The 25549-nt window shown below is 73.1% G+C and carries 22 protein-coding genes and 2 tRNA genes; 18 read left to right on the forward strand and 6 right to left on the reverse strand.

The genetic code is table 11. The annotated features are described in order from the left end of the window. Positions 1-166 precede the first annotated feature (166 nt). The 7 genes from ACZ6S8_RS10005 to ACZ6S8_RS10035 all read left to right on the forward strand — a co-directional run bounded on the left by ACZ6S8_RS10005 (position 167) and on the right by ACZ6S8_RS10035 (position 7581). Positions 167-1351, forward strand: coding sequence for an acyl-CoA dehydrogenase family protein (locus ACZ6S8_RS10005; RefSeq protein WP_469454170.1), 1185 nt, complete (start codon positions 167-169; stop codon positions 1349-1351). Beyond that, on the forward strand, positions 1348-2442 hold the full coding sequence (locus ACZ6S8_RS10010; protein WP_469454171.1) for a bifunctional MaoC family dehydratase N-terminal/OB-fold nucleic acid binding domain-containing protein: 1095 nt from the start codon (positions 1348-1350) through the stop codon (positions 2440-2442). Before ACZ6S8_RS10005 ends, ACZ6S8_RS10010 begins: the two co-directional genes overlap by 4 nt. Next, positions 2442-3467: an acyl-CoA dehydrogenase family protein gene (locus ACZ6S8_RS10015; protein WP_469454172.1), complete on the forward strand. Its 1026-nt coding sequence runs from the start codon at positions 2442-2444 to the stop codon at positions 3465-3467. Before ACZ6S8_RS10010 ends, ACZ6S8_RS10015 begins: the two co-directional genes overlap by 1 nt. A gap of 18 nt (positions 3468-3485) precedes the next feature. After that, the gene (locus ACZ6S8_RS10020; RefSeq protein ID WP_469454347.1) at positions 3486-3881 is read left to right on the forward strand and encodes a MaoC family dehydratase; all 396 of its coding nucleotides are present in this window, start codon (positions 3486-3488) and stop codon (positions 3879-3881) included. After that, positions 3878-5044, forward strand: coding sequence for a lipid-transfer protein (locus tag ACZ6S8_RS10025; RefSeq protein WP_469454174.1), 1167 nt, complete (start codon positions 3878-3880; stop codon positions 5042-5044). Before ACZ6S8_RS10020 ends, ACZ6S8_RS10025 begins: the two co-directional genes overlap by 4 nt. A gap of 135 nt (positions 5045-5179) precedes the next feature. Beyond that, positions 5180-5713, forward strand: coding sequence for a SigE family RNA polymerase sigma factor (locus ACZ6S8_RS10030; protein WP_469454176.1), 534 nt, complete (start codon positions 5180-5182; stop codon positions 5711-5713). Between the two features lie 218 nt (positions 5714-5931). Then, positions 5932-7581 (forward strand): long-chain fatty acid--CoA ligase, encoded by a 1650-nt coding sequence (locus tag ACZ6S8_RS10035; protein ID WP_469454178.1) that lies wholly within the window; start codon positions 5932-5934, stop codon positions 7579-7581. A gap of 73 nt (positions 7582-7654) precedes the next feature. On the opposite strand, the gene ACZ6S8_RS10040 is transcribed toward ACZ6S8_RS10035, so the two are convergent. The 3 genes from ACZ6S8_RS10040 to ACZ6S8_RS10050 all read right to left on the reverse strand — a co-directional run bounded on the left by ACZ6S8_RS10040 (position 7655) and on the right by ACZ6S8_RS10050 (position 12166). Beyond that, positions 7655-8230 (reverse strand): antibiotic biosynthesis monooxygenase, encoded by a 576-nt coding sequence (locus tag ACZ6S8_RS10040; protein ID WP_469454180.1) that lies wholly within the window; start codon positions 8228-8230, stop codon positions 7655-7657. 13 nt (positions 8231-8243) lie between these two features. After that, positions 8244-11618 (reverse strand): response regulator, encoded by a 3375-nt coding sequence (locus ACZ6S8_RS10045; RefSeq protein ID WP_469454181.1) that lies wholly within the window; start codon positions 11616-11618, stop codon positions 8244-8246. 119 nt (positions 11619-11737) lie between these two features. Then, on the reverse strand, positions 11738-12166 hold the full coding sequence (locus tag ACZ6S8_RS10050) for an SSI family serine proteinase inhibitor (protein ID WP_469454183.1): 429 nt from the start codon (positions 12164-12166) through the stop codon (positions 11738-11740). A gap of 187 nt (positions 12167-12353) precedes the next feature. Here ACZ6S8_RS10050 and ACZ6S8_RS10055 point away from each other — a divergent pair. The 3 genes from ACZ6S8_RS10055 to ACZ6S8_RS10065 all read left to right on the forward strand — a co-directional run bounded on the left by ACZ6S8_RS10055 (position 12354) and on the right by ACZ6S8_RS10065 (position 13337). Next, positions 12354-12444, forward strand: a tRNA-Ser gene (locus ACZ6S8_RS10055). A 226-nt stretch (positions 12445-12670) separates the two neighbouring features. Continuing rightward, a tRNA-Arg gene (locus ACZ6S8_RS10060) sits at positions 12671-12743 on the forward strand. A 228-nt stretch (positions 12744-12971) separates the two neighbouring features. Then, positions 12972-13337: a PH domain-containing protein gene (locus ACZ6S8_RS10065; protein ID WP_267721587.1), complete on the forward strand. Its 366-nt coding sequence runs from the start codon at positions 12972-12974 to the stop codon at positions 13335-13337. 28 nt (positions 13338-13365) lie between these two features. Here ACZ6S8_RS10065 and ACZ6S8_RS10070 read toward each other — a convergent pair whose 3' ends face one another. Beyond that, positions 13366-14277, reverse strand: coding sequence for an SMP-30/gluconolactonase/LRE family protein (locus ACZ6S8_RS10070; protein ID WP_469454184.1), 912 nt, complete (start codon positions 14275-14277; stop codon positions 13366-13368). A gap of 107 nt (positions 14278-14384) precedes the next feature. On the opposite strand from ACZ6S8_RS10070, the gene ACZ6S8_RS10075 reads away from it, so the two are divergent. From ACZ6S8_RS10075 to ACZ6S8_RS10110, 8 genes are all read left to right on the forward strand, one after another. Next, entirely contained in the window at positions 14385-14819 is a 435-nt protein-coding gene (locus ACZ6S8_RS10075; protein WP_469454185.1) for an Lrp/AsnC family transcriptional regulator, read from the forward strand. Next, entirely contained in the window at positions 14816-15700 is an 885-nt protein-coding gene (locus ACZ6S8_RS10080; protein ID WP_469454188.1) for a DUF2797 domain-containing protein, read from the forward strand. Before ACZ6S8_RS10075 ends, ACZ6S8_RS10080 begins: the two co-directional genes overlap by 4 nt. 122 nt (positions 15701-15822) lie before the next feature. Beyond that, positions 15823-16170, forward strand: coding sequence for an antibiotic biosynthesis monooxygenase family protein (locus tag ACZ6S8_RS10085; protein WP_469454189.1), 348 nt, complete (start codon positions 15823-15825; stop codon positions 16168-16170). After that, positions 16154-17035 carry an amidohydrolase family protein gene (locus ACZ6S8_RS10090; protein WP_469454191.1) on the forward strand — a complete coding sequence of 294 codons (882 nt, stop codon included), beginning with the start codon at positions 16154-16156 and terminating at the stop codon, positions 17033-17035. Before ACZ6S8_RS10085 ends, ACZ6S8_RS10090 begins: the two co-directional genes overlap by 17 nt. Positions 17036-17220: 185 nt before the next feature. Continuing rightward, positions 17221-17988: a response regulator transcription factor gene (locus ACZ6S8_RS10095; RefSeq protein ID WP_469454193.1), complete on the forward strand. Its 768-nt coding sequence runs from the start codon at positions 17221-17223 to the stop codon at positions 17986-17988. Between the two features lie 83 nt (positions 17989-18071). Continuing rightward, entirely contained in the window at positions 18072-19616 is a 1545-nt protein-coding gene (locus ACZ6S8_RS10100; protein WP_469454195.1) for a sensor histidine kinase, read from the forward strand. Between the two features lie 25 nt (positions 19617-19641). Continuing rightward, positions 19642-20916, forward strand: a complete 1275-nt coding sequence (locus ACZ6S8_RS10105) for a bifunctional glycosyltransferase family 2/GtrA family protein (protein WP_469454197.1) — start codon at positions 19642-19644, stop codon at positions 20914-20916. After that, complete coding sequence (locus ACZ6S8_RS10110; RefSeq protein WP_469454199.1) at positions 20913-23216, forward strand: ArnT family glycosyltransferase; 2304 nt, start codon at positions 20913-20915, stop codon at positions 23214-23216. The genes ACZ6S8_RS10105 and ACZ6S8_RS10110 overlap by 4 nt, the downstream gene beginning before the upstream one ends. 212 nt (positions 23217-23428) lie before the next feature. Here ACZ6S8_RS10110 and ACZ6S8_RS10115 read toward each other — a convergent pair whose 3' ends face one another. Together ACZ6S8_RS10115 and ACZ6S8_RS10120 are read right to left on the reverse strand one after the other, a co-directional pair. Next, positions 23429-25006 (reverse strand): MDR family MFS transporter, encoded by a 1578-nt coding sequence (locus ACZ6S8_RS10115; RefSeq protein WP_469454349.1) that lies wholly within the window; start codon positions 25004-25006, stop codon positions 23429-23431. An 87-nt stretch (positions 25007-25093) separates the two neighbouring features. Beyond that, a complete protein-coding gene (locus tag ACZ6S8_RS10120) occupies positions 25094-25546 on the reverse strand; it encodes a MarR family winged helix-turn-helix transcriptional regulator (RefSeq protein ID WP_469454351.1) in 453 nt (150 codons plus the stop codon). Positions 25547-25549: the final 3 nt, after the last annotated feature.

Genomic DNA, 25549 nt, shown 5'->3' on the forward strand with positions numbered 1-25549 from the left:
GGGTCCGGTGGTGCGGGCGCCCTCGCGCGTGGCCGTCCGCCCCGGCCCCGCGCCCGGCCTCCGGGTCCGCCTCCGACTCCTCGCCGCTCTTCCGACCTTGACACCACGGGTAAATCTGACGGACAGTCAGGTTTACTCGATGATGTGATGCCGGGAGGCCAGCGCCGTGCACCTCGCCCCGACCGAAGGCCAGTTGCGGCTCCGCGCCGAACTGCGGGAGTACTTCAAGAACCTGTTGCCCGACGGGGTGCCCGAAGACCCCGGGCGCCAGCGCGAACTGCTGCGTCGCATCGGCGCCGACGGGCTGCTGGGCCTCGGCTGGCCCGTCGAGTACGGCGGCCAAGGCCGGGGCCCAGACGAGCAGTTCGTCTTCTTCGACGAGGCCTATCGGGCCGGCGCCCCCGTCTCCATGGTCACGCTCAACACCGTCGGGCCGACCCTGATGAAATACGGGACCCCGGAGCAGAAGGACTACTTCCTGCCCCGCATCCTCGCGGGGGAGATCGTGTTCGCCATCGGCTACTCGGAGCCCGAGGCGGGCACCGACCTCGCCTCGCTCCGTACGCGTGCCGTCCGCGACGAACGCCCCGACGGCAGACCTGACGGTGATGCGGACTGGGTGATCGACGGGCAGAAGATCTTCACCTCGAACGCCCAGAACGCGGACTGGATCTGGCTGGCCTGCCGCACCGACCCGCAGGCGCCCAAACACAAGGGCATATCGATCATCCTGGTGCCCACGCAGGCTGCCGGCTTCGCCTGGACCCCCATCGAGACGGTCGGCGGGCTCACCACCACGGCCACGTACTACGACTCCGTCCGCGTGCCCGGCGGCAACCTCGTCGGGCCCGAGCACGGCGGCTGGGGACTGATCACCAACCAGCTCAACCACGAGCGCGTGGCCCTCGCCGCCATCGGCATGCAGGCGGAGGACTTCTACGCGTCCGCCCTCGCCCACGCCCGCCACCCCGACCCCGTCACCGGGGAACGGCCCGCCGATCTGCCGTGGGTGCGGTCCCGGCTGGCGGAGGCGCACGCGCGGCTGGCCGCCGTACGCCTCCTCAACTGGCGGCTCGTCCAGGACGTCGGCGGCGGCGACCTGGCGCCCGGGGACGCGAGCGGCGTGAAGTTCCTCGGTACCGAGTCCACCGTCGAGGTGTACCGGATGTGCCAGGAGGTGGTGGGCGAGGAGGGGCTGATCCGGGGGCCGGGGAGCGAGTCGTTCGAGGGAGGCGAGCTGGAGCGAATGAACCGGGCCGCACAGATCAACACCTTCGGCGGCGGGGTCAGCGAGGTCCAGCGGGAGATCGTCGCCATGATGCGGCTCGGCATGAAGGGGAGGAAGCGATGACGGCAGACGCGGCCGGCCGGGCTGGGGCCGGGAGGACCGGAGCGGCGGGGCCCGGATCCGGAGGGACGCGGGACGCTGCGGTTGCCGGCTCCGGTACCGCTGCCGAAACCGAGTCTGGAGAGCGGTTCCACGCGCTGCTGGCCGCCTTCGAAGGGCAGCCGGCGGCCACCGCGGGTCGCGGCAAGGACCCCGTCAATGCACCGATGATCCGCCACTGGTGCGAGGCGATGGGGGACGCCAACCCGGCGTACGGCGGGCCGGACGCCATCGCCCCTCCGACCATGCTCCAGGCCTGGACGATGGGCGGGCTCTCCGGGCACGGCGACCGCTCCGGTGCCTACGACGAGCTCTTCGCGCTGCTGGAGGGGAGCGGCTTCACCTCCGTGGTGGCCACCGACTGCGAGCAGGAGTACCTGCGCCCCCTCCGGCCGGGACAGGAGGTCACCTTCGACGCCGTCATCGAGTCCGTATCGCCCCGCAAGACGACCAAGCTGGGAACCGGGCACTTCGTGACCACGCGCACGGACGTCCGGGCGGACGGCGAACTCGCCGGGACGCACCGCTTCCGCATCCTCAAGTACGCCCCCGCCCGGCCGGCCACCAGGGCACTCGCAGCCGCGCCCGCGCCCGCGGCCGTGCAGTCCGCCCAGCCGGCGAAGCCCGCCCCGCGGCGCCCCCGCCCGGTGGTCAACCGCGACAACCAGGGCTTCTGGGACGGGGTACGGGAGCACCGGCTGCTGATCCAGCGCTGCACCGCCTGCGCCACCCTGCGCTTCCCGTGGCTCCCCGGCTGCAACTCCTGCGCCTCGCTCCACTGGGACACCGTCGCGGCCTCCGGAGCGGGCACCGTCTTCAGCTACGTGGTGATGCACCACCCGCCCTTCCCGGCCTTCACCGCGCACGAGGATCCCGCGGCCGCGGGCGGACCGTACGCGGTCGCCCTCGTCGAGCTCGCCGAGGGCGTCCGCATGATCAGCAACATCACCGGCGTCCCCCACGACAAGGTCCGCATCGGCCTGCCGGTCCAGCTGGAGTTCCTGCGCGTCGACGACGAACTGGAACTCCCCGTCTTCCACGGGAGCGAGGGCTGATGGACTTCCACCCCACCGAAGAGCAGGCCGCGGCGGCCGGGCTCGCCGCCCGGATCTTCGGCGACCTCGCCACCCACGAACGTCTCGCGGCCGCCGGCAGCGGCAGCGACGCCGAGCTGTGGAAGGCCCTCACCGCGGCCGGCCTGATCGGGGCCGTCGAGGACGTCGGCCTCCTCGGCCTGGTCCTGCTGCTGGAAGAACAGGGCCGCACCACCGCTCAGGTTCCGTACGCCGCCACGTGCGCGTACGGCGTGCTCCCGGTCGCCGCGCACGGTACCGCCGGACAGCGGGCCCGCCTGCTGCCCGCCCTGGCCACCGGCGAGGCCGTCGCCACCGGTGCCTTCCCGGCCCGCGGCCGGATCACCGCCGAGGGCGGCCGCCTCTTCGGCAGCGCACCCGCCGTGCCCTGGCTGCGCGAGGCCACGCACGTACTGGTCCCGGACGCGGACCGGGACCTGTGGCTCGTACGGACCGACGCACCGGGCGTACGGACCTCCCCGGTGGAGACCACCGCCCCCTGGTCGGCGGGTCGGCTGACGCTGGCCGGAGCGGAGGCCGAACGGATCGGCGCGGCGGGCGCCTACGCGGAGGTGCTTGGCGCCGCCCGCACCGCCTTCGCCGGACTCCAGGCGGGCGTGTGCGCGGGCTCGCTCGCCCGCGCCGTGGAGTACACCGGGACCCGCGAGCAGTTCGGCAGGCCGCTCTCCACCAACCAGGGGGTCATGCTCCGCGCCGCCGACGCGTACATGGACACCGAGGCGATCAGGGTCACCGCCTACGAGGCGGCCTGGCGCATCGACCGGGGCCTGCCCGCGCGCGAACACGTCCTGACGGCGGCCTGGTGGGCTTCCGAGGCGGGCAAGCGGGTCGTGCACGCCGGCCAGCACCTGCACGGCGGGATGGGCGCCGACCTGGAGCACCCCGTCCACCGCCACTTCCTGTGGGGGCGCCAGCTGGACGCGTACCTGGGCTGTGGCAGCGAACTGCTGGCCGAACTGGGCGCCGTACTGGCGCAGGAGGGCTGAGACATGACAGTCGGCGCGATACGGGTCGGTGCGGAACTGCCGCCCCTGGTGGTCCCCGTCACGCGGACCCTGATCGTTTCGGGTGCGATCGCGTCCCGCGACTACCAGGACGTGCACCACGACGCGGAACTGGCGCGGGAGAAGGGCTCCCCGGACATCTTCATGAACATCCTGACCACGAACGGACTGGTCGGCCGCTACATCACCGATCACCTCGGCCCGCGTGCCGTCCTGCGCAAGGTGGCCATCCGGCTCGGCGCCCCCAACTACCCGGGCGACACCATGACCCTCACCGGCACCGTCACGGCCCTCGACGGGAACACCGCCGAAATCCGCGTCCTCGGTGCCAACGGCATCGGCCACCACGTCACCGGCACGGTCACCGTGACCCTGGCCGGAGGGGGTGCGGCATGAGCGTCCGGAACCGCGACGAGCTCGGCGGCCGCGCCGCCATCGCCGGGATCGGGGCGACCGAGTTCTCCAAGGACTCGGGCCGCAGCGAGCTCACCCTCGCCGTCGAGGCCGTGCACGCGGCGCTCGCCGATGCCGGGCTCTCCCCCGCCGACGTCGACGGCATGGTCACCTTCACCATGGACACCAGCCCCGAGATCACCGTCGCACAGGCGGCCGGCATCGGGGACCTGTCCTTCTTCTCCCGCATCCACTACGGCGGCGGCGCGGCCTGCGCCACCGTCCAGCAGGCCGCCCTCGCGGTCGCCACGGGGGTCGCGGAGGTCGTCGTCTGCTACCGCGCCTTCAACGAGCGCTCCGGCCGCCGCTTCGGCTCCGGCGTGCAGCAGCGCGAACCCTCGGCGGAGGGCGCGGCCCTCGGCTGGGCCCTGCCGTGGGGGCTGCTGACCCCCGCCTCCTGGGTGGCCATGACCGCCCAGCGCTACCTGCACGCCTACGACCTCACCCCGGAGGCCTTCGGGCACGTCGCGGTCACCGACCGCCGGCACGCCGCGAACAACCCCGCCGCGTACTTCCACAACAAGCCCATCACCCTCGCCGACCACGCCGCTTCGCGCTGGATCGTGGAGCCGCTGCGGCTGCTCGACTGCTGCCAGGAGACGGACGGGGGCCAGGCCCTCGTGGTCACCACCGCCGAACGGGCACGGGACCTGCGGCAGGCGCCCGCGGTGATCACCGCGGCCGCGCAGGGCGCCGGCCGTCGCCAGGAGGCCATGACCTCGTTCTACCGCGACGACCTCACCGGCCTCCCGGAGATGGACGTCGTCGCGCGCCAGCTGTGGCGCACCAGCGGGCTGCGTCCGGCGGACATCGACGTCGGGATCCTCTACGACCACTTCACCCCCTTCGTGCTCATGCAGCTGGAGGAGTTCGGCTTCTGCAAGCCAGGTGAGGCCGCCGATTTCGTCGCTGCCGACGCGCTGCCGCTCAACACCCACGGCGGTCAGCTGGGAGAGGCGTACCTCCACGGCATGAACGGCATCGCCGAGGCCGTCCGTCAACTGCGGGGCACGTCGGTCAACCAGGTCGAGGGGGCGGAACACGTGCTGGTCACGGCCGGTACGGGGGTGCCGACGTCCGGGCTGATCCTCGGCGTCGAGGCGTGAGATCCCGGCCCCAGGGGCCCCCGCGGCCTCCACCTTCAGGAGGTGGAGGCCGCTCCGCCCCTACAACCTGAGGTGGACCCCCCTTCGGCACCTGCGGCCGATTGCAGGGGACGCCCGCGCTCCTAGCGTGGAGACATGACCACGCCAGTGTGCACGCTCGCCTCGAATCCGACGCCGTACCCGTCGTTCTCGGCGTACGTCCGGACCCGCGGCACGGTCCTGATGCGCACTGCGCGCTCCCTCACCGCGAACCCGTGCGACGCCGAGGACCTGCTCCAGACGGCCCTCACGAAGACGTACGTGGCCTGGGACAGGATCGAGGACCACCGCGCCCTGGACGGCTACGTCCGGCGGGCCCTGGTCAACACCCGGACCTCCCAGTGGCGCAAGCGCAAGGTCGACGAATTCGCGTGCGACGAACTCCCCGAGACCGAGGTCGCGCCGGCCGCCGACCCCGCGGAGGCGCAGGCACTGCGCGACGCGATGTGGCGCGCGGTGACCCGGTTGCCGGACCGCCAGCGGGCCATGGTCGTCCTTCGGTACTACGAGGACCTGAGCGAGGTGCAGACGGCCGAGCTGCTGGGGGTGTCGGTCGGCACCGTCAAGAGCGCGGTGTCGCGTGCGCTCGTCAAGCTCCGCGACGACCCCGAGATCACCCCGGTGCGCTGACGCAGAGGCCGGTACGGCCCGGCGGTGCCGGTCCGCCCCGATGTTTCACGTGAAACAGGAAAGCCCGGGCGGCCCGGCGGCGTGACCCTCGCGGCCGTTTCACGTGAAACATCAGGGTCGTTTTCTACTCTCGGGTAGTGACATGCCGACCGGTACGTGCGCAGAATCGGCAGCATCCGTAGCCGCCGCAGCGCCGCAGCGCTCACTGGGAGGACGCTTTGCTGAGCACCATGCAGGACGTACCGCTCCTCGTCACCCGCATACTCCAGCACGGGATGACGATCCACGGGAAGTCCCAGGTCACGACCTGGACCGGGGAGGCCGAGCCGCACCGCCGCAGCTTCGCCGAGATCGGTGCCCGCGCCACCCGCCTCGCCAATGCACTGCGCGACGAACTCGGAGTCCGCCAGGACGACCGGGTCGCCACCTTGATGTGGAACAACTCCGAGCACGTCGAGGCCTACTTCGCGATCCCCTCCATGGGCGCGGTCCTGCACACGCTGAACCTCCGTCTTCCTCCCGAGCAGCTCGTCTTCATCGTCAACCACGCCGCCGACCGGGTGGTGCTGGTCAACGGCACGCTGCTGCCCCTCCTCGTCCCGCTGCTGCCGCACCTGCCGACCATCGAGCACGTCGTGGTGTCCGGCATCGGCGACCGCTCCGCGCTCGACGGGCTGGACGTGCGCGTCCACGAGTACGAGGACCTCCTCGCGGGCCGCCCGGACACCTACGACTGGCCCGAACTGGACGAGCGCCAGGCAGCCGCCATGTGCTACACCTCCGGCACCACCGGGGACCCCAAGGGCGTCATCTACTCGCACCGCTCGATCTACCTGCACTCCATGCAGGTCAACATGGCCGAGTCGATGGGGCTGAACGACAAGGACACCACCCTGGTCGTCGTCCCGCAGTTCCACGTGAACGCCTGGGGGCTGCCGCACGCCACCTTCATGACCGGCATCAACATGCTGATGCCGGACCGCTTCCTGCAGCCCGCACCCCTCGCCGAGATGATCGAGCGGGAGAAGCCCACACACGCCGCGGCCGTCCCCACCATCTGGCAGGGGCTGCTGGCCGAGGTCACCGCCAACCCGCGCGACCTGACATCGATGAAGCAGGTCACGATTGGCGGCGCCGCCTGTCCGCCCTCCCTGATGGAGGCCTACGACAAGCTGGGAGTCCGCCTCTGCCACGCCTGGGGCATGACCGAGACGTCCCCGCTGGGCACCATGGCCCACCCGCCGGCCGGCCTGAGCGCCGAGGAGGAGTGGCCCTACCGGATCACCCAGGGCCGCTTCCCGGCAGGCGTCGAGGCCCGCCTGGTCGGCCCCGGTGGCGACCTGCTGCCCTGGGACGGCGAGGCCGCGGGCGAGCTGGAGGTGCGCGGTGCCTGGATCGCGGGCGCCTACTACGGCGGCGCCGCCGGCGAACCGGTCCGCCCCGAGGACAAGTTCAGCGCCGACGGCTGGCTCAAGACCGGCGACGTCGGCGTGATCAGTCCGGACGGCTTCCTCACCCTCACCGACCGGGCCAAGGACGTCATCAAGTCCGGCGGCGAGTGGATCTCCAGCGTGGAGCTGGAGAACGCGCTGATGGCCCACCCCGATGTCGCCGAGGCGGCCGTTGTCGCCGTCCCCGACGACAAGTGGGGCGAGCGTCCGCTGGCCACCGTCGTCCTCAAGGAGGGCGCGACCGCGGACTACGCGGACCTGCGCGCGTTCCTCGCCCAGTCGATCGCCAAGTGGCAGCTGCCGGAGCGCTGGACGGTCATCGCGGCCGTGCCGAAGACCAGCGTCGGCAAGTTCGACAAGAAGGTGATCCGCAAGCAGTACGCCGACGGCGGCCTGGACGTGACCAAGCTGGACTGACGACTGACGACTGACGACTGACGACGGACGGACGGCCCCGTCCGGGATCCCGAGGGACCCGGGCCGGGCCTCTTCAGCCCCTGGTGAGCCACGGCCGCAGCAGCCTGCTGACGGCGGGCATGGCGGCGTACGTCATCAGGGTGCTGAAGACGACGGCGAACGCGGCCGTCCTCAGGACGAAGTGCAGGTCCACCAGGTACGGCCCGAGCACCGCGTTGCCGATCAGCGAGATCGGGAAGATGGCCAGCCCCGAGCTGATCGCCATCTTCCACCGCGGCGGCGCGGGCCGGGTCGTACCCGGCTTGGCGAACCACGTCTCCATGCCGTGCAGTTCGCGCCGGGCTATCTCCGTGTGGTGGTGGCCCAGACAGTTCGAGAACCACTCGGCCCGCTCGGCGGAGTCCTGCCAGCGCTGGAACGCCGCCTGGTTGCGGAAGCGGTGGACCAGGAACCACGGCCCGCCCTCCGCGGCGGGGCGGAACAGCCCGTATCCGAGATGGTCCGGGAAACCGGCGGCCGTCTCCAGGATGCCGTGGGCCCAGGCCTCGAACGTGTCCTCGTGCCCCGGATCCACCTGTCGCGCGATCAGCAGGTTCACCTCCCCGCTGTCGGCGGGGACGGTCTGCTCGCTCGTGTTGATGATGGCCATCGGGCCAGGATGTCTAGTTGGTTCCGATCTTGGCCAGCAGGTCCACGATGCGACCCTGCACATCGCCGGTCGTCGCCCGCTCGGCCAGGAAGAGCACGCTCTCCCCCGAGGCCAGCCGCGGCAGATCGGACGGGTCGATGCCGGTGGCCGTGTAGACGACCAGCGGAGTGCGGTTCAGCTGCCCGTTGGCGCGCAGCCAGTCCACGATCCCGGCCCGCCTGCGACGCACCTGCATCAGGTCCATCACCACCAGGTTGGGCCGCATCCGCGTGGCCAGCTCCACGGCGTCCGTGTCCGCGCCCGCCCGGGCGACCTGCAGGCCGCGCCGCTCCAGGGCCGTGGTCAGGGCGGCCGCGATCTCGTCGTGCTCCTCGATCAGCAGCACCCGCGAGGGGTGCTGCTCACTGTCGCGCGGCGCGAGCGCCTTGAGCAGGACCGCAGGGTCGGCGCCGTACGCGGCCTCCCGCGTGGCGTGCCCCAGACCGGCCGTGACCAGGACGGGCACCTCGGCCGCCACCGCGGCCTGGCGCAGTGACTGGAGGGCGGTCCGGGTGATCGGCCCGGTCAGCGGGTCCACGAACAGCGCGGCGGGGAACGCGGCGATCTGCGCGTCCACCTCCTCGCGGGAGTGGACGATCACCGGGCGGTAGCCGCGGTCGCTGAGGGCCTGCTGCGTCTGCACGTCGGGTGCGGGCCAGACCAGGAGGCGGCGGGGGTTGTCCAGCGGCTCCGGCGGAAGCTCGTCGTCCACGGGCCGCGGCACGGGCCGGTTGACCACCTCCACCGCACCGCCCGGGCCGTCCAGCGGCTCGGGGCCCTCGTCGGAACCCGCTTCGGGGGCTCCTATGGCGAACGCCCGGCCCTGGGGCGCCGGATCGGCGAGGCGCCGACGCCGCCCGGAGCCCGTTCCGTTCGGGTCCACGGAGATCCCCTGGCCCAGCGTGCCGAGGGCGCGCACGCTGATCGGCTGCGCGGCCTGGCCGTCGGCGGGGGCGTCCTGCGACTGCCGGGCCCCGGGGACCGCGGCCTGGCCGGAGGCCCCGCCGTCCTCGGGAGCCGTCCGCGCCGCCGGCACCGGCCAGGACGGGGCGGTCTGGAGCGCACGCCGCCGCCCGGTCGGCTGTACGGGTTCGTCCGCGCCCTCGGCGGGCTGCGGGGCGGGAGCTTCGGACTCGGCTGCAGGGGCGCCCAGCACCCGGCGCCCGCGCCGCCCGCCCGGGCCGTCGGAGTCCGCCTCGGCGGGGGCCGGGGGGGACGGCGGCGAACCGGGGCCGGTCGCGGCCGGGTTCTGCGGAGCGGGGGGAGCCGGGGTCGGCCCGGCGGGCAGCGCGAAGCCGCCCTCGGGGGCGATCGGCCGTACGGGGGCCTGCCGGGGAGCGGGCGCCGGACGGAGCCCGGCCGCCGGCACGGGGCCGCCGTTCTGCGCCGGACCGGCCGCGCCCAGCGCACGGCGCCGGCCCGCGGGGTGCTCGGTCACCGGAACGGGGGGAACCTGGGGCGCCGCCGGCATCACGGGCACCGCCGGTACGGGTGCCATCGCGGGTGCGGGGGGCAGCGCGGGCATCGCGTTGCCCTGCGGGGGGACGGGCCGGCCGGAGCCGCCCTGACCGCCCTCGCCGCTGCCGTCGCCGTCCCGCCCGCGGCGCCGCCCGGTACCGAGCCCCGCCGGGTTCACCGGGGACTGCGCGAGCTCCGGACCACCGCCGTCGGTCTCGCCCGCCCGGCGCCGTCCCGAGGCGAGCGCCAAGGCGCCACCGCCCTCGGCGGGCTTCGGGGCACCGGGGGCGCCGGCCGGCTCGGCCGGGTCGTCGAGGAACGCGTCGACTCCGCGCCGGGCGCGCCGTCCGCCGGGACCCGTGGCGGACGCGGTGGGCCCGGTCGGCGGGCTCTTCTCGGCCGGCGGCTCCTCCTCCGGCTCCGGGAGGGTCACCGTCCCGGCTCCCGCGCCGAGCGGCAGCTCCAGCACGTAGGCCCCGCCGGGCGCGCCCGGCACCTCCACCGTCTGCAGCACACCGCCGTGTGCGGCCACGATGCCGCGCACGATCGGCTCGTGCACCGGGCTCCCGCCCTCGTACGGCCCGCGCACCTCGATCCGTACGACGTCGCCGCGCTGCGCGGCGGCCACCACGATCGTCGAGTCGCCGTACCCGCTGCCCTGGGCGGTCTTCCCGGTGGCGTCCACCCCGGCGACGTCCGCGACCAGGTGGGCGAGGGCGGTCGCGATGCGGTCGCCGTCCACCTCGGCCTCGATGGTCGGCGCGTGGACGGCGAACTGGGCGCGCCCCGGCCCGATCAGCTCGACCGCGCCGTCGACCCCGGCCGTGACCACGCCGTTGATCAGGACCTTCTTCTTCTGGAGCCGGTCTCCGCCGGAGTCCAGGCGCTGGAAGCCGAGCACGTTGTCCACGAGCGTGGTCATCCGCGAGTATCCGGCGGCCAGGTGGTGCAGCAACTGGTTGGCCTCGGGCCACAGCTGTCCCGCATCGTCGGCGGCCAGCGTCGCCAGCTCCCCGCGCAGTTCGTCCAGCGGGCCGCGCAGCGACTCGCCGAGGACGGCCAGCAGCTGGGCGTGGCGCGCGGCCAGGGCGTCGTAGGGCCGACGGTCGGTGAAGGTCATGACGGCGCCGACGAGCTGCTCCCCGTCCCGTACGGGAGAGGTGGTCAGGTCCACGGCGACGGGCTGCCCGGCCTTGTTCCACAGCACCTGCCCGCGCACCCGGTGCTTGCGTCCGCTGCGCAGGGTGTCGGCGAGCGGGGACTCCTCGAAGGGGAACGGCGAGCCGTCGGCGCGCGAGTGCTGGACCAGGCCGTGCAGTTCGCGGTTGCCCAGGTCGGTGGCGCGGTAGCCGAGGATCTGCGCGGCGGCGGGGTTGACCAGCACCACCCGGCCGTCGGTGTCCGTGCCCACGACGCCCTCGGCGGCGGCCCGCAGGATCATCTCGGTCTGCCGCTGGGAGCGGGCCAGCTCGGCCTCGGTGTCCACCGTCTGGGAGAGGTCCCGTACGACGAGCATGAGCAGCTCGTCGCCGGTGTACGCGGGTTGCGGCTCGCGGTAGGCGTCCCGGCCGTCGAGATGGGCGCTGGTGACCTCGACGGGGAACTCGCTGCCGTCGGTGCGGCGGGCGGTCATCCGGGTGGGCTTGGTGCGGCCGCCCTCGTCCTCGCCGGGCCGGCGCATGGAGCCGGGGATCAGCTTGGAGTCGAAATCGGGCAGCAGATCGAGCAGGCCGCGGCCCACGAGACCGGTTCCCGGACTCTCCATCACCTCGAGGGCGATCGAATTGGCGTTGACGACCGTGCCGTTGGCGTTGACGAGCAACAGCGCGTCCGGAAGAGCGTCGAGTATTGCTGCGAGGCGAGCAGCGCCTCGGGATGGCCTGCTGCTCACGACGAGCTTCCTCCCTGACCACAACTACCGGCAAGTCACGGGAGGAGTCTAAGGCCACAGCCCCGCGGCGGGGTGGCCGAAGTGCGGTGTATAGCGCCCATTCCGCGCATCCTCCCAGGTCAGGAACGCCCACTCGGAAGCAGAGGTTCCAACTCGTCCCACCGGTTGATTTCGCATCCGTCGGTCCGGCGGAAGGTCGCGTCGACCTTCTGCCCCCGCCAGGTACCGGTGATGCGGGCGGTGGCCGGGCCCCCGTGCTGCATGGTGCAGATCTGCCGGTGGGAGATGGGGGCGAAGGGGTCCCTGCCCTCCGCGGCGAGCTGGTCCAGCCGCGCGCAGGCCCGTTCCCTCTGGGGGTGATCGCCGCCGGCGGGATCGCATTCGAGCCGGTACTCACGGTCCAACTGGCGGTTGCCGGTGTCGGCCATGGTGATGGAGAGGCGGTCGGGGGCCTTCATCAGCAGCCCGCCCAGGGGCAGCGGGGGCAGCGGCCCGGCCACCGCGGTGGCCAGGGCGGAGGTGACGGCGAAAGCGGCGAGACGCAGCATGGGGGCACTCCAGGTCGTCCGTACGTCGTACGGCTGACCAACGACGGGAGCGCGCGGATGTTGCGTGCGGCGGGGGCTTTAAGGCTTTGCCCTCCGGCCGTGCGTCCTAGTACCGTGGGAGCGGATTGGTGACCGGCCCCGCGCCTGTGTCATCATCTGCACGCACCTTCGTACGCGGGGGTGTGCTGGAGGCGTCGCCTAGTCCGGTCTATGGCGCCGCACTGCTAATGCGGTTTGGGGCTTACCCCCCATCGAGGGTTCAAATCCCTCCGCCTCCGCACCTGACGAAGCCCCGGTCCCTGTGGACCGGGGCTTCGGTGTTTCCCGGCGCGGCGGGCGCCCGATCCGATCTGTGTGCGACCCGTCCGCACGCACCCGGATGATCTTCGCCAGAGGCGTTTTTGCAGGTCAGGCATGGTTTGCCTAATGGATTTCGCGTCCCGGCGAGGTCCATGTATTGTTGTTCTCGCAAGGCCAACGGGGCGCAAAACCCCAGCAAGCCAAGCACTCGTAGCTTAACGGATAGAGCATCTGACTACGGATCAGAAGGTTGCAGGTTCGAATCCTGCCGAGTGCACAGCCTGAGAGGCCCCCCGGTTCACCGGGGGGCCTCTTGCGTTGTCCGGACGGAGCGGCGGGTGGGGGCCGTGCGGGTCCGGGTCTCCTCCTTGATGGGGAGGGGGTACCCCGGAGGGAGTGGGGGGCGGGATGGCTCTGGAGGGGGATGCCGGTTACCCCGCGGCCTCGGTACGGTTTTGAAGATCGTTCGAAGAGATCGTTCGAAATCGGAACAAGGGGGCACCCCATGGGACTGTTCGGGAACGCGCACACCGTCGACCCCGTCTCCGCGCAGCGGGACTACGCGCGGCTGCTGGGCCAGGGGGAGCAGGTTCACGCGGCGTACCTGCTGATCCGGGACACGATCCTGTTCACCGACCGGCGGCTGGTGCTCATCGACAAGCAGGGGCTCACGGGCAAGAAGGTGGAGTACCACTCCGTCCCCTACCGGAGCATCACCCACTTCTCGGTGGAGACCGCCGGTCACTTCGATCTCGACGCCGAGCTCAAGATCTGGATATCCGGGACCCCGGCGCCGATCGAGAAGACCTTCACCAAGGGGGTCGACATCTACGAGGTGCAGGCGATCCTGACGCAGTTCGTCGCCCGGTAGCCGCGCCCCCCCTCGGGGAGGCCTTGCGTCACAGGACGCGGGGGAGGCCCGTCACGGACATCACCAGGGAGTAGAGGGAGGTGGTGGCCGTGATGAAGAGGCGGTTGTTCCGGGGGCCGCCGAAGGCGATGTTCGAGACGGGTTCGGGGACGCGGACGCGGCCGATGAGGGCGCCGTCCGGGGCGTAGCAGTGGACGCCGGATTTCATCGCGGCCGCCCACAGCCTGCCCTCGTCGTCGAAGCGGATGTTGTCGACCGAGGGGCAGTCGGTGAACACGCGGTCGTCGGTGAGGGCGCCGTCGTCGGTGACCTTGAAGGCGCGGATGTGTCCGGCCCGGGTGTCCGCGGCGTACAGCTCGGCCTCGTTGGGGGAGAAGACCAGTCCGTTCGGGCCCAGGAAGCCGTCAGCGACCAGGCGGACCGTGCCGGTGGCCGGATCGGCGCGGTAGAGGTTGCAGGCGCCGATCTCGCCGGGGGCGCGCCGGCCCTCGTAGTCGCTGGTGATGCCGAAGTCCGGGTCCGAGAACCAGATGGAGCCGTCCGAGCGGACCACCGCGTCGTTCGGGCTGTTGAGCCGCTTGCCGTCGAAGCGGTCGGCGATGACGGTGAGCCTGCCGTCCGGTTCGGTGCGGGTGACGCGGCGGTTGCCCTGTTCGCAGGTGATCAGGCGGCCCTCGCGGTCGAGGGTGTTGCCGTTGGCGTGGCCGGCCGCGGAGCGGAAGACGGAAACGGCGCCGGTCGCCTCGTCCCACCGCAGGATCCGGTCGTTGGGGATGTCGCTCCACACCAGCTGGCGCCAGGCGGGCAGATAGAGCGGGCCTTCCGCCCAGCGGCAGTCGTCGTGGAGCCGCTCCAGGCGAAGGTCCCCGTTGGCGCAGCGGCCGGTCCGGAAGCGATCGTCCAGAATCTCGTACAAGGTGAGGTCGGCTATGGCAGACACAGTTCTCCCTGAAATCGAAATGCCGAATCAAGTTCGGTCTGATGGTGAGATTGCAGGATCAGGTACTGTCTTCGCAAGGGCCGACGGGCCCATGGGAGGAAGATCGCGTGGACGACATCGACCGGGCGCTCGTCCTGCGCCTCCAGCAGGACGCGGGCCAGTCGTACGCCTCCCTCGGCGCGGCCGTCGGGCTGTCGGCCGGGGCCACCCACGAGCGCGTACGCAAACTGCGCGAGCGCGGGGTGATCCGCCGCACCACCGTCGACGTCGACCCGGCAGCCGTGGGCAGTGGGGTGCTGGCCTACGTGATGGTCGACTCCAACGCGTGGATGGGCGAGTCCGGGGATGCCTTCGCCGCGATTCCCGAGATCCAGGAGGCGCACATCATCGCGGGCAGCGCCTCGGTCATGGTCAAGGTGCGCACCGCCACGACCGGGCAGTTGCAGGACGTGCTGCGCCGCCTCTACGCCATCGACGGTGTCATCGGGACGCACGCCACCGTCGTCCTGGACACCTTCTTCGAGCGCCCCCTTCCGCTGTGACCTGGCGGTGTTCCGGGGTCCGGTGGATCGGGGGCCGGCCCGCCGTCGGCTGGTACGCCGAGGGGCGCGCGACGCGGGAGAGCGTGCTCGCGTACGGGCAGCGGCTGGCCTTCGTCGCGCGCGGCGAGCGGCGCTGTCCGGGGGTGCGGCGGGCCGGGAAGCGGACACCCTGCCCCACGGGCGCCGCCGTGCCCGGCCGGACGGGGAACGCCCAGTGCCCCGAGTGCGCGCGCCTGGACCGGTCGTTCTCGGTGGCGGCCGACACCAACGCGGCCGATCCGCGGACCTACCGGGTCTACCTGGCCTGGTTCGGGCCCGGTCTGGTCAAGGTCGGCATCACCGCCGAGGAGCGCGGCTGCGTCCGGTTGCTGGAGCAGGGTGCGGTCACCTGGGCCTGGCTGGGGCGCGGGCCGCTCATGGCAGCCCGGCGCACCGAGGAGTTGCTGCGGGCCGCGCTCGGGGTGCCGGACCGGATCGCGTACGCCCGTAAGCGCGCCGTTCGGGCAGGGCTGCCGCCCGCGGCCGAGCGGGGCCCGGAGGTTGCCGAGCTGCACGCGCGGGCCGCCGCCCTGCCGGGGTGGCCGGACTCGCTGGAGCGGCTGGGGTGCGAAGTCGTCGACCACGCGGTGGTGTTCGGGCTGGCGGGGCTGCCCGTCCCCGCCCGGGTCGTCACCGAGATGGTGGCCGGCGGAGCCGTGACGGGGGTACTGGCCGGTGCGGCCGGTCCCGATCTGCACTTCGCGGACGGGCTCGTCGTGGACGGCCGGCTGCTGGCCGGCTGGGAGCTGGCCGTCCCCGAAGGCGAGGCGTGGACGGCGGCGCCCTCGGCGGAGGTCCCCGTCGCCGTCCGTCCCCCGGCCGAGCAGGACGGGCTGTTCTGAGGCCGCTGCGCGGAGTCCCGGCCCGTGTGGTGTCGGAGGCCAGGGTCAAGACTTGGATCCCTTTGACCTTCCGGGGCTGATTCCGGTGGACATGCGGGAGGGCTCCGCCGAGGGTGGTGCCCATGACCCTTCAGCCCCTCCGGCCCCTTCCGGCCTTCGAACCGCCGTATCTGATGGCGGTGTTCAGCAGCGTCCGAGGCGCCGACGAGAGCGGTTACGCCGAGACCCTCGACCGGATGAACGAGATCGTCGCCGAGAACCCGGGCTTCCTCGGACAGGAGTCCGCGGGCACCCCCGGCGGGCTCGGCATCACCGTCGCCTACTTCCGCGACCACGCGTCCCTCGCCCGGTGGCGGCAGGACGCGGAGCACCGGGCGGCCATGGAGCAGGGGCGCGCCCACTGGTACGAGAGCTACACCCTGCACGTCGCGACCGTCGAACGGAGCCACGGCTTTGTCCACCACGGCTGAGGCGGTCCGGGCCTTCCGCACCCGGCTCGGGCTGCCCGGGCTGGTCGACGTCCACACCCACTTCATGCCGGAACGGGTGCTGGAGAAGGTGTGGGACTACTTCGACGCGGTCGGTCCGCTGACCGGCGTCGAGTGGCCCATCACCTACCGGTACGAGGAGGAGCAGCGGGTCGCGCTGCTGCGGGAGTTCGGCGTACGGGCCTTCACCGCCATGCTGTACCCGCACAAGCCGGAGATGGCCGCCTGGCTCAACGCCTGGTCCGCCGACTTCGCCGCCCGGACCCCCGACTGCCTGCACACCGCGACGTTCTTCCCGGAGGTCGCCGCCGCCGGGTACGTCCGCCGGGCGCTGGAGGCGGGGGCGCGCGTCTTCAAAGCACACCTCCAGGTCGGCGGCTACGACCCGAACGACGACCGGCTCGACGCCGTCTGGGGCCTCCTCGCCGAGGCCGGCACGCCGATCGTGATCCACTGCGGATCCGGGCCCGTCCCCGGGAAGCACACCGGGCCCGAGCCGATCGCCCGGCTGTTGGCCCGGCACCCGCGGCTGCCCCTGGTCATCGCCCACATGGGCATGCCCGAGTACGCCGACTTCCTCGACCTCGCCGACCGCCACACCGAGGTCCGCCTGGACACCACGATGGCCTTCACCGACTTCTCCGAGCAGTTCAGCGCCTTCCCCCGGGCGGAGCTGGGGCGCCTCGCGGACCTCGGCGACCGCATCCTGCTCGGCACCGACTTCCCGAACATCCCGTACCCGTACGACGGACAGCTCCTCGCCCTCGAACGGCTCGGGCTGGGGGACGCGTGGCTGCGCGCGGTCTGCCACGACAACGGGGCCAGGCTGTTCCGCCTGCCCGGGTGACCAGCCCGGCCGGCCGGCCGTTCCCGAGTCCCTCCCGGGCGGATCCGGGCCTGTCCGTCGCGTCCGTCCGCCGCGCCCGCCCGTCGCCCCCGTCCATCGCCCCCGTCCGTCCGGTGCGGTCGTTTCTCAGGAAATTCACAGGTTCGCGCAAGAACGCTCTCAGAGGCGCCGTACAGCGTGGTCGCATGACTGCGACGACCACCTCACACGCGTCCACGTCCACCAGCAATCCCACGGCCCTGGTGCGGCCCGACGGCGGCCCCTGCCGGGTGCTCGTCGTCGACGACGAGGCCTCGCTCTCCGAGCTGCTGTCCATGGCGCTGCGCTACGAGGGCTGCGAGGTCCGCAGCGCGGGGGACGGAGCCGCGGCGGTGCGCGCGGCGCGGGAGTTCCGGCCGGACGTGGTGGTCCTCGACGTCATGCTCCCCGACATGGACGGGCTCGCCGTCCTGGGCCGGCTGCGCCGCGAGCTCCCGCAGGTCCCGGTGCTGTTCCTGACGGCGAAGGACTCCGTCGAGGACCGGATCGCGGGCCTCACCGCGGGCGGGGACGACTACGTCACCAAGCCGTTCAGCCTGGAGGAGGTCGTGGCGCGGCTGCGCGGCCTGGTCCGGCGTTCGGGCGCCGCGCAGGCCGCCCGCGGCGGGTCCGTCCTGGCCGTCGGCGACCTGACCCTCGACGAGGACAGCCACGAGGTGGTCCGCGGCGGCCTGGAGATCCACCTGACCGCGACCGAGTTCGAGCTGCTGCGCTACCTGATGCGCAACCCGCGCCGGGTGCTGAGCAAGGCGCAGATCCTGGACCGGGTGTGGTCGTACGACTTCGGCGGGCAGGCCAACGTGGTCGAGCTGTACATCTCCTACCTCCGCCGGAAGCTGGAGAGCGGTCCCGGCCTGGCACCGATGATCCACACCCGGCGCGGCGCCGGCTACCTGATCAAGCCGGCCGAGTAGTGGCGCTGCGCGCGTCCCGGCCGGGACGTCCGCCGCGGTCCGGCCGGCCGCCCAAGCCCGGGCGGCCCCCACGTGCGCAGCGCGTGCCGCGGTGGCGCCGTCCGGCCCGGCCGCGCAGGCGGCCCTGGTCGCTGCGGACCCGACTCGTCGTCTCGGCGGTGCTGCTGATCGCCGTGGTCGGCGCCTCCATCGGCACCGTCACCACCCTCGCCCTGCGCTCCTACCTGGTCGACCAGCTCGACAAGCAGCTGCGGATCTCCGTCGACATGGGCACCCGCGGCCCCGGCAGCGGAAAGGCCGCCCGCGAAGGAGGCCTGGGCTCCGTCCTCGGCCCCGGTACCCCCCTGGGCGCCACCGGGGTCCGGCTCGACTCCGACGGCACGGTGGCCGGAACGGCGCGCAGCGTCCGCGTCGAGGACCCCGAGCTCGGAAACCGCGAGCTCCTCACTCCCGCCCAGACCGCCGCCCTCGTGGCGGTCGCCCGCACCGCCGAACCGGGTCGCACCGAGCCGGTGGACCTGAGCCTGCCGGGGCTCGGCGCGTACCGCGTGCTGTCCGCCCCCGACGGGAGCCTGGTCCTGGGCTTCCCCCTGCACGAGGTCGACTCCACCGTGGAGACCCTGATCGGGGTCGAGGTCTGCGTCACCCTGGCCGGACTGATCGCCGCCTCCCTCGCCGGGCAGGCCCTGGTCGGGGTCGCCCTGCGCCCGCTGCGACGGGTCGCCGCCACCGCCACCCGGGTCTCCGAACTGCCGCTCCACAGCGGCGAACCCGCACTCGACGAACGGGTGCCGGACGCCGAGGCCGACCCCCGTACGGAGGTCGGCCAGGTCGGTGCGGCCCTCAACCGGATGCTGGGACACGTCTCCTCCGCGCTCACCGCCCGCCAGCAGAGCGAGACCCGGGTCCGCCAGTTCGTCGCCGACGCCAGCCACGAGCTGCGCACCCCCCTCGCGTCGATCCGCGGCTACGCGGAGCTGACCCGCCGGGGACGGGAGGAGCCCGGCCCCGACACCCGGCACGCCCTGGGCCGCATCGAGTCCGAGGCCACCCGGATGACCGGACTGGTCGAGGACCTGCTGCTGCTGGCCCGGCTCGACGCCGGCCGTCCGCTCGCCACCGGCGACACCGAGACCGACCTGGCCCCCCTCGTCATCGACGCGGTGAGCGACGCGCGGGCCGCCGGGCCCGGACACCACTGGCGCCTGCACCTGCCGGAGGAGCCCGCGACGATCCTCGCCGACCCGGCCCGGATCCAGCAGGTCCTGGTCAACCTGCTGGCCAACGCCCGCACCCACACCCCGCCCGGCACCACCGTCACGGCGCGTGTTTCACGTGAAACATCCGCCGTCCGGCTCCGGATCGAGGACGACGGGCCCGGTATCGCACCCGACCTGCTCCCCCACGTCTTCGAGCGCTTCGCCCGGGGCGACGCCTCCCGCTCCCGGGGTGCGGGCTCCACCGGGCTCGGCCTCGCCATCGTCCAGGCCGTGGTGACGGCACACGGCGGGCAGGTCGACGTACGGAGCGAGCCCGGACGGACCTGCTTCGAGGTCCTGCTCCCCCCGGCCCCGACGGGTACGGCTGGGGACTCACAGACGGGGCACAGGCTCACCACACAGCGGTGACAGGGCGCCCGACGAGGCTCGTCTCATGTCAACCGACGCCTCTCCCGGGGCCCTTCCGGCACGGGCCCACCTCGCGCCCCTGCCCGGCGAGCCCGTCCTCGACGTGGTGATACCGGTCTTCAACGAGGAGAAAGACCTCGACCGGTGCGTGCGCCGACTGCACGACCACCTCACCCGCACCTTCCCGTACCCGTTCCGGATCACGGTCGCCGACAACGCCAGCACCGACCGGACCCCCGAGGTCGCGGCCGGGCTCGTCACCGCCCTGGAGGGCGTACGCAGCACGCGGCTGGAGGAGAAGGGCCGGGGCAGGGCGCTGCGCACCGTCTGGTCCGGCTCGGACGCGCCGATCCTCGCGTACATGGACGTGGACCTCTCCACCGACCTGAACGCCCTGCTGCCGCTGGTGGCCCCGCTGATCTCCGGCCACTCCGACCTCGCCATCGGCACCCGCCTCGCCCGCTCCTCACGGGTGGTGCGGGGGGCGAAGCGGGAGTTCGTGTCGCGCGCCTACAACCTCCTCCTGCGCTCCTCCCTCGCCGCCGGGTTCAGCGACGCCCAGTGCGGCTTCAAGGCCATCCGCCGGGACGTCGCCGAGCGGCTGCTGCCGCTGGTGGAGGATTCGGGCTGGTTCTTCGACACCGAACTGCTCGTGCTCGCCGAACGGGCCGGACTGCGCATCCACGAGGTGCCGGTGGACTGGGTCGACGACCCCGACTCCACCGTCCACATCGCCCGGACCGCCGCCGAGGACCTCAAGGGCGTCTGGCGGGTGGGCCGCGCGCTCGCCGTCGGGGCCCTGCCCCTGGACCGCCTCGCCCGCCCCTTCGGCGACGACCCGCGCGACCGGGGCGCCCTGCCCGACGTGGACGGCGGGCTGGCCCGCCAGCTCCTCGGCTTCTGCGCCGTCGGCGCGCTGTCCACCCTCCTCTACCTGCTCCTCTATTCCGCCCTCCGCACCGGCACCGGCCCGCAGACCGCCAACGGCGCCGCCCTGCTGCTCTCCGCCGTCGCCAACACCGCCGCGAACCGCCGCCTCACCTTCGGGATCCGCGGCCGGGACCGGGCCGTGCGCCACCAGGCCCAGGGACTCGTGGTGTTCGCCATCGGGCTGGCCCTGACCAGCGGCTCCCTCGCCGCCCTCGCGGCGGCCACCGACCGGCCGGCGCACGGCACCGAGCTGGCCGTCCTGATCACCGCCAACCTCGCCGCCACCGTGCTGCGGTTCCTGCTCTTCCGCGCCTGGGTCTTCCCCGAGCGGCGCGGTTCCGCGATCCCTACGCCCAAGGACAGCCGATGACCACGGCCGCATTTCCGCTCCTCCCACCCGACGCGTCCGGTGCGTCCGGTGCGCCCGCCGCGGCCGCCGCGGTGCGGGCCCGGACCGACCGGCCCCGCTGGGAGCGCCCCGCGTTCGCCGGGCTGCTGATCGCCACCGCCGTCCTGCTGCTGTGGGACCTGGGCTCCTCCGGGTACGCCAACTCCTTCTACTCCGCCGCCGTCCAGGCGGGCAGCGAGAACTGGAAGGCCTTCTTCTTCGGCTCCTCCGACGCCGGCAACTCCATCACCGTCGACAAGCCGCCGGCCGCCCTGTGGCCGATGATGCTGTCGGTCCGGCTGTTCGGGCTCGGCGCGTGGCAGATCCTCGTCCCGCAGGCCCTGATGGGCGTCGGGACGACGGCGGTCCTGTACGCGGCCGTCCGCCGGTCGTTCGGACCGGGGGCGGCGCTGCTGAGCGGCGCGGCCTTCGCGCTCACCCCCGTCGCGGCGCTGATGTTCCGCTTCAACAACCCCGACGCGCTGCTGACCCTGCTGCTGACGGTCACCGTGTACTGCGTGCTGCGGGCCCTCGACGGCGCGCGCACCCGGTGGCTGGTCTGGGCCGGCGTCGCGGTCGGCTTCGCCTTCCTCACCAAGACCCTGCAGGCCTTCGTCATCCTGCCGCCGCTCGCCCTCCTGTACGCCGTCTGCGCGCCGACCCGGCTGCGCAGGCGCCTGGGCCAGCTGCTGCTCGCCGGAGCCGCCATGGTCGTGGCGGGCGGCTGGTGGGTGGCGGCCGTCGAGCTGTGGCCGGCGGGCTCGCGCCCGTACATCGGCGGCTCGCAGACCAACTCCTTCCTGGAACTGACCCTCGGCTACAACGGGCTGGGCCGGATCAACGGCAACGAGACCGGCAGCGTGGGCGGCGGCGGGCGGCCCGGCGGCGGCGGAGGCGGCGGCTGGGGCGAGACCGGCATCGACCGCCTGTTCGCGGGCAACATCGGCGGACAGATCTCCTGGCTCCTGCCGGCCGCCCTGGTCCTGCTCGTGGCCGGCCTGGTGATGACCTGGCGGGCCCGCAGGGCCACCGACTCGCTGGAGAGCACGGCCCGGGCGGCCTTCCTGGCCTGGGGCGGTGCGCTGCTGATCACCGTGCTCGTCTTCAGCTACATGCAGGGCATCTTCCACGAGTACTACACGGTGGCGCTGGCGCCGTTCGTGGCCGCGCTCGTCGGCATGGGCGTCGCCGTGCTGTGGGAGGAGCGCGGCAGCCCGGCCGCCTCGCTCACGCTCTCCGGGGTCCTCGCCCTGACGGCGGTCTGGTCGTACGTGCTGCTCGGCCGGGCCGGCGGGTACCTGCCGTGGCTGCGCTGGACGGTGCTGGTGGCGGGGCTGCTCGCCGCGGTCGCGCTGCCGTTCGCCGCGCGGGTGGGGCGCCGGGCGCTTCCGGCGGTGGCGGCGCTGGGGCTGGCGGCGGCGCTGGCCGGGCCGCTCGCGTACTGCCTGACCACCGTGACGACCGCGCACACGGGCTCCATCGTGACCGCCGGACCGGCGGTGGCGGGAGGTCGCGGCGGCCCGGGCGGCGGGATGCGGTTCGCACCCGGCGGTGAGCAGGGTCCCGGCGGCGCCGGTGCGCCCGGCGCGGCCGGTGGCGTCGGCGGAACCGCCGGGGTCACACCGGGCGGCGCGCCGCAGGACGGCCAGGGCGGCCAGGGCGGCCAGGCGCCGGGCGGCCAAGGCGGCCAGGGCGGCCAGGGCGTACCGGGTGGCCAGGGCGGTCAGGACGGCCGGCGCGGTCAGGACGGCCAGGGTGCACCGGGTGGCCAAGGCGGTCCGGGGGTCCAGGGCGGTCCCGGTGGCGGCTTCGGGCGGCCCGGCGGCGCCGGTGGCGGCGGCCAGGGCGGTCCCGGCGGGCTGCTGGGCGGGACCAGGGTCGCGGCGGCGGCTACGGCGGCCCTGCGCGCGGACGCCGGGAAGTACACCTGGGCGGCGGCCGCCATCGGCTCGCAGAACGCGGCGAGCTACCAGCTGGCCTCCGGCGAGCCGGTGATGCCGATCGGCGGGTTCAACGGCAGCGATCCGTCGCCGACCCTGGAGCGGTTCCAGGAGTACGTGAAGGCCGGGAAGATCCACTGGTTCATCGGCCAGAGCGGCGCCGGGGACGGTGCCGGGGACGGCGCCGAGGCCGGTGCGGCGGGCCGGACCCGCGGCGGCGGCGGTCCGTCCGGCGCCACCGGCACGGCCATCGAGACCTGGGTCAAGGCCACGTTCACGCCGACCACCGTCGGCGGGGCCACCTTCTACGACCTGACGGCTCCGGCCACCACGTCCTCCTGACCGCCCCGTTCCACCCCCTGCGGGCCGCGCGGCGACACCTCGCGCGGCCCGCAGGGCGCCGGCCGTGCGGAGCGAACCGCGGCGGCGCGACACGGCGAAGGCCACTGCCCGCACCCGGACGTCCGGGTGCGGGCAGTGGCCTTCTCACCTGCCGGGGCCGCCGCAGGTCCCGCGGGGTGGTGCGGCGTCCCGTCGCAGGGTGCTGCGGGAGGTCAGACCGTGGCCTGCGCGGGGGCCGGGGCCTCGGTGCCCGCCGCGGTGCCGGAACCGGCGGCCGGGGCGTGGGCGGCCGGCTTCGACTTCAGCGCGACCTCCTTGATGAACAGCACCAGGACCAGTCCGAGGAGCGCGAACGGGGCGGCGTACAGGAAGACGTCGCCGACGCCGTGGCCGTACGCGGCCTCGACGACCTCGCGGAACGGCGCCGGCAGCTTGTCGAGGTCGGGGATCCCGCCCCCCGCGGTGCCGCCGTGACCCATGGCCGCGGCCTTCGGGCCGAGTGCGGTGAGACCGTCCTGGACGTAGTGGGTGACCCGGTTGGCCATGACCGCGCCCAGCGCGGAGACGCCCATGGCGCCGCCGAGCGAGCGGAAGAACGTGACGACGGAGCTGGCCGCGCCCAGGTCCTCGGGGGCCACCTGGTTCTGGGTGGCGAGGACCAGGTTCTGCATCATCATGCCGAGGCCGAGGCCGGTCAGCGCCATGTAGATCGCGATGTGCCAGTACGGGGTGTCGTACCGCAGGGTGCCCAGCAGGCCGAGTCCGGCCGTCAGGAGCACGCCGCCGCCGACGAGCCAGGCCTTCCAGCGGCCGGTCTTGGTGATCACCTGACCGGAAACGGTGGAGGAGACGAAGAGGCCGGCGATCATCGGGATCGTGAGGACTCCGGACATCGTGGGGGACTCGCCGCGGGCCAGCTGGAAGAACTGGCTGAAGAACACGGTCCCCGAGAACATCGCGATGCCCACGAACAGCGAGGCGGCCGAGGCGAGGGTGATGGTCTTGTTGCGGAACAGCCGCAGCGGGATGATCGGGTCGCTCGCGCGGGACTCGACGAGGACGAAGAGCAGGCCGAGCGCGAGGGCGCCGCCGGTCATCGCCCAGGTCTGCCAGGAGATCCAGTCGTACGAGGTGCCGGCCTGGGTGACCCAGATCAGCAGCAGCGAGACGGAGCCGCTGATCAGCACGGCGCCGAGCCAGTCGACCTTCACGTCACGGCGGACCACCGGAAGCTTCAGGGTCTTCTGGAGCACGACCAGCGCGATGATCGCGAAGGGGACGCCGACGTAGAAGCACCAGCGCCAGCCGAGCCACGAGGTGTCGGTGATGACGCCGCCCAGCAGCGGGCCGCCGACGGTGGCGACGGCGAAGACCGCGCCGAGGTAGCCGCTGTACCGGCCGCGCTCGCGCGGCGAGATCATCGCGGCCATGACGATCTGGGCGAGGGCGGACAGGCCGCCGACGCCGATGCCCTGGACCACGCGGCAGGCGATGAGCATCTCGGTGTTCTGCGACAGGCCCGCGACGACGGACCCGAGGACGTAGATCACCAGGGATATCTGGACCAGCAGCTTCTTGCTGAACAGGTCGGACAGCTTGCCCCACAGCGGGGTCGCCGCCGTCATGGAGAGCAGGGCCGCGGTGACGACCCAGGTGTAGGAGGACTGGGTGCCGCCGAGGTCGCTGATGATCTCGGGCAGGGCGTTGGAGACGATCGTGGAGGACAGGATCGCCACGAACATGCCGAGCATGAGCCCGGACAGCGCCTTCATGATCTGGGGGTGGGTCATGGACGTGCCGTCGGACGTGGTCCCCGACTGGCCGCCGCCTCCCCGCACACCGGAGGGTGTGGTCGTAGCCATGTGTTTCCTTACGTACTAGAAGCTCGATCGGAGTCGGGCCAGCAGGGTGTTGAGTTCGTCGATGTCCCGGGCGGACCAGTCGGCCAGGGCTCTCTCCAGCGCGTCCGTGTACCGGGCGCCCAGCTCGGTGAGCAGCGCCCGTCCGGCCGGGGTGAGCCGCAGGATCCGGCAGCGGCCGTCCCCCGGGTCGATCTCCCGGGCGATCCAGCCGCGGTCGGCCACGTGGGCCACGTGCCGGCTGGTCACCGAGACGTCGATCGCCATGAACGCGGCGAGCCGGCTCAGCCGCATCTCGCCGTGCCGGTCGAGCACGGTGAGGACGGCGGCGGCGCCCGCCGGACAGTCCGGGGGCAGGATGCGGGCGAGGTCGCGCTTGACGGCGCCGATCCCCGTCAGCTGGCGGGCCAGCTCCTGGTACCGGGTGGATGTGCTCGGAACGGTAGGAGTGGTCACCGGGCAGCCCCTCATCTT

The organism is Streptomyces sp. NPDC048461 (assembly GCF_055587105.1).

Bases quoted from the DNA above. Each gene is read 5' to 3' on its own strand.
- ACZ6S8_RS10065 (WP_267721587.1), top strand. From the start codon at position 12,972: ATGGGACTGTTCGGGAACGCGCACACCGTCGACCCCGTCTCCGCGCAG.
- ACZ6S8_RS10085 (WP_469454189.1), top strand. From the start codon at position 15,823: ATGACCCTTCAGCCCCTCCGGCCCCTTCCGGCCTTCGAACCGCCGTAT.
- ACZ6S8_RS10110 (WP_469454199.1), top strand. From the start codon at position 20,913: ATGACCACGGCCGCATTTCCGCTCCTCCCACCCGACGCGTCCGGTGCG.
- ACZ6S8_RS10010 (WP_469454171.1), top strand. From the start codon at position 1,348: ATGACGGCAGACGCGGCCGGCCGGGCTGGGGCCGGGAGGACCGGAGCG.
- ACZ6S8_RS10015 (WP_469454172.1), top strand. From the start codon at position 2,442: ATGGACTTCCACCCCACCGAAGAGCAGGCCGCGGCGGCCGGGCTCGCC.
- ACZ6S8_RS10050 (WP_469454183.1), bottom strand. From the start codon at position 12,166: ATGCTGCGTCTCGCCGCTTTCGCCGTCACCTCCGCCCTGGCCACCGCG.
- ACZ6S8_RS10040 (WP_469454180.1), bottom strand. From the start codon at position 8,230: ATGGCCATCATCAACACGAGCGAGCAGACCGTCCCCGCCGACAGCGGG.
- ACZ6S8_RS10030 (WP_469454176.1), top strand. From the start codon at position 5,180: ATGACCACGCCAGTGTGCACGCTCGCCTCGAATCCGACGCCGTACCCG.
- ACZ6S8_RS10120 (WP_469454351.1), bottom strand. From the start codon at position 25,546: ATGAGGGGCTGCCCGGTGACCACTCCTACCGTTCCGAGCACATCCACC.
- ACZ6S8_RS10025 (WP_469454174.1), top strand. From the start codon at position 3,878: ATGAGCGTCCGGAACCGCGACGAGCTCGGCGGCCGCGCCGCCATCGCC.
- ACZ6S8_RS10105 (WP_469454197.1), top strand. From the start codon at position 19,642: ATGTCAACCGACGCCTCTCCCGGGGCCCTTCCGGCACGGGCCCACCTC.
- ACZ6S8_RS10115 (WP_469454349.1), bottom strand. From the start codon at position 25,006: ATGACCCACCCCCAGATCATGAAGGCGCTGTCCGGGCTCATGCTCGGC.
- ACZ6S8_RS10095 (WP_469454193.1), top strand. From the start codon at position 17,221: ATGACTGCGACGACCACCTCACACGCGTCCACGTCCACCAGCAATCCC.